The organism is Candidatus Hydrogenedentota bacterium, from assembly GCA_019695095.1.
GTDB lineage: Bacteria > Hydrogenedentota > Hydrogenedentia > Hydrogenedentales > SLHB01 > JAIBAQ01.
In genome coordinates, this window is record JAIBAQ010000362.1 from 1 (window position 1) to 3,228 (window position 3,228).

At 58.4% G+C, this 3,228-nt stretch carries 2 protein-coding genes; both read right to left on the minus strand.

Translation table 11 applies throughout. From position 1 onward, the window contains the following. Window positions 1-53: 53 nt before the first annotated feature. Window positions 54-2,468: a CehA/McbA family metallohydrolase gene (locus K1Y02_26380; protein MBX7259909.1), complete on the minus strand. Its 2,415-nt coding sequence runs from the start codon at window positions 2,466-2,468 to the stop codon at window positions 54-56. A 140-nt stretch (window positions 2,469-2,608) separates the two neighbouring features. Further along, on the minus strand, window positions 2,609-3,228 hold a 620-nt coding region (locus tag K1Y02_26385), incomplete at its 5' end, for an HAD hydrolase-like protein (GenBank protein MBX7259910.1).

Sequence of the window (3,228 nt, forward strand, 5' to 3'; positions counted from 1 at the left end):
TTCATCCGCGCGCATTGAGTGCGGGAAACGCCAGCCGGCGAAGCCGCGCTCCTTCAATCCGCAACGCATTCACCCAGGATTCGATCATAAGCCTCGCGCGCCGCATTGTATGCCGCTTCCGCGGCAGGCTTGTCCGACTCGTGAATCAGCGGGTTCTTCATTTGCCAGCATCGATCGACTGCCTCCCGGCACCACTGCGCGCTGCGCCGCGAAGCGCGAATAGGTTTGTCTCCAACAAGCACGAACACGGGATTCGTGTGGCTGCTGTAGAGGACCCGCAGCGCCATCCAACTCGAATGTTCGACGGGCACATCGAATGTGACCTCACGCAGCGTGCCATCGGCGATCAGATCCTGTCGCTGCACTGGGTAACCGTTGACAATCAACTCGACCGGAACGGCCCGTGAGTTCTCGATGCGAGCGCGTTCGATGTGCCAATAGGGCGACGCATCCGCAGGTTTCTTCGCCAACTCTTCACCGACCTCGCCGCGCTGATCGGGCAAATACGCAGCCACTCGCGCCGAAACCTTCACCGTCTTCGGCTCCGCCAAATGCAACTCGCTATTCTCTGTCCCTGCCAGCGCATCGTTCACGCGAAAATCGAGGATATGGGATTTGCCATCCGACACATAGTTTGCACCACGCCGAATCTGCTCCACGAAGCCATCGAAGTCTAGCTTGCCTTTCATCGGTGCATAGCTGCGTGCAATCCCCACACGTTCATCGTAAATGCATGGGAAATCGGTTTCACCGCTGATGCGCGCGCGATAACCGCAGTTCAAGGTGTGGTACCAGATGTTGAGTTCCCACGGAAGCGGCGTATCGCCCGCACTGATGAAGTCGACCGCATCTTGAACGACGGTGATGATGTATTCGTTCGCACCGATCCCATCGAACTTCGCCATGACGTAATTAGGCAACTCCGAGGTAGGCTCCAACGGCTCAAGACCCCACCCCGAGTGGGAATACCCGACCACGGCCCCTTGCTTTTTACCCCACTGCAGTACGGGCAAGGTCCAGCTCGGCCATTCCTCAATCTTGCTCGTACCGGGATAATCGTCTTCCTTCAAGCGCAATAGACACAGGTGCCCGGCATGGCTTGACGGGAACCCCGAAACCTCCACGTCATACCGCATGAGGTTCTGAGGTGTGGAGAGTTCGCTCACTTTGCCTTCGAAGAACGTCTTTTGGTGATACCAGCACGGCCCCCACGACAAGACACACGAAACATTCAGATCTTCGCCCAACGCTTGCCGCATCATCGCTTCAGGGTCAACGCCCGCCTGAGGACTTTCGTAATGGGAGCACCCCCCGGCATGGACATGATGATCGCCGCTATACCATCCCAGCTTCGCAAGATGAATCCATCGCTGGAGCGTGAACTCCACTTCGCATTCGGCGGGACCCTCCGTTACGGTCAACGTAGTTGTCCCCGGCACATACTCGGGTCCCCGCGTATATTCGACACGGTATTCGCCCGGCGGCAGATAGACATGCTCACCATCCGCGCGATAGATCTGCGGCTGGAAGAAGAAGTCAGGATACTCATCCACTTCGGCCAATCGCCGCGACGGGAGCGGGTAGATTCCCGCAAAGTGCTGGCCTGCCGTGAGCAGGGCGCCTGTCGGCACGCTCTGCGCTGCGGCGACGTGATAGTCGAGTTTCTTCTTGGCACCCGGCTCCGCCTCTTCCCCGAAACGCTCGATATTGTCCGATATGACAAACGACGCCATGGCAGGCGTCCCGTCGTCGTCGTGCACGTGGAAAGTGACCTTCACGGCGGGCTTGCATCGAAAGAGAACATCCAGTTGATCTCTGAACCCGAGGTCTTGCGTGCCCTGCCCGGCATCGAAAGCAATCTTCGCCTCGCGCGATCCAGCATCACGGGTATAAACCTGAAGTATTGCGTATTCCAGGGGTAACCCAGACAAGAGCGGCTCCATAGGCCGCCGGTGATACATCTCCAGTTCCAGGAAACGAGCCGCGACGTCGCCGGGAGTCAGCGCATTCTCCGGCTTGGGTTCCGCCGCGCCGCTGGATCGGTGCAGCAATGGGGCTGCATTGGGACTATCCACGCGCAGTTCGGCGCGCGTGCCCGCTTCATTGTGAACTTTCACCAGAAACGACCGCCAGCCATTCTGCATGAGAACAGGTTCAGCGGGACCTCGATGAACCTTCACGCGCATTTCAGGATTGATGTGAACGAGCACGAGACAGTAAGGATCCAGGATCTCCTGGATGGCCGTGGAGGTTTCTGCGGATGGCGCTTGCTCCTTAAGCGCGTTCAGGCGCGATGCATCTTCGTCGCGCAGGCGGCTTCCCAGAAATGAAAGGGCGTCATTCAAGCGCAATGCATGCGCCAGGAAAGGCTGTGCCTCTACGTTCTGTACCGTGTAGAACTCTTGAGCGCACACAGCGATCGACACCACAAACAGGAACACCCATACACGCACAATGGTTTTAAGCATATGGCTCACCTGTGGAATTGAGGGTGCGGGACAACAGCGCACCTCGCCTTGCCGATAGACCTGCGCACATAGTACCGCGATTGGTAGCGCGCCTCAAAGAAATGATGCACCTGCCGAGTGAACCAACGGGTGGGCGAACTTTACGGTGCGACAGGGACCTTGGCGGTCTCCACTGCCGTGAAGAATGCAGCAGGGTCCGAATAGTCTTCGAGGAGTGCGGTCGCGCCCGCTTCCCGCAAGCGGTCTGCATTGGACTCGCGCGTAATTCCGACGTAGCGCATTCCCAACTCGCGCGAGGTAAGCAAGTCCCACATGCCGTCGCCGACATAAACGATGTCGCTTGCTTGAACGCCCGTGCGTTGTGCTGCAATCCGTGCGATGTCCGCGCGTGAGATGGCGTCGTTGGCGAAACCGCCCGCAAGCTGCTCGCCGTCAATTCCGATCTTGCTCAACTTAAACAGGGCCGTCTTTCGCATGCCGCCCGTTGCCAACGCAATCGCGACATTCTCCATCTTCTGAAGGGCATTGAGAAGCGCACACGCTCCGGGCACTTCCGTGAAACCGCCCGGATTCGTCTCGAAAGCCATCATGAGTTCATCCAAGAATGCCGACTCAAATGCCTCAATCTCGCTCATAGCGACGGGACGCCCCCACGCGGGTTCGACGACTTCGTGAATGATCCCGGTATCGGTAACGTGCTTGTAGGCATGCCAGTCGGTTGTGGGCAAAGGCACCCCAAACGCGCGCAAAAACGCGCGAT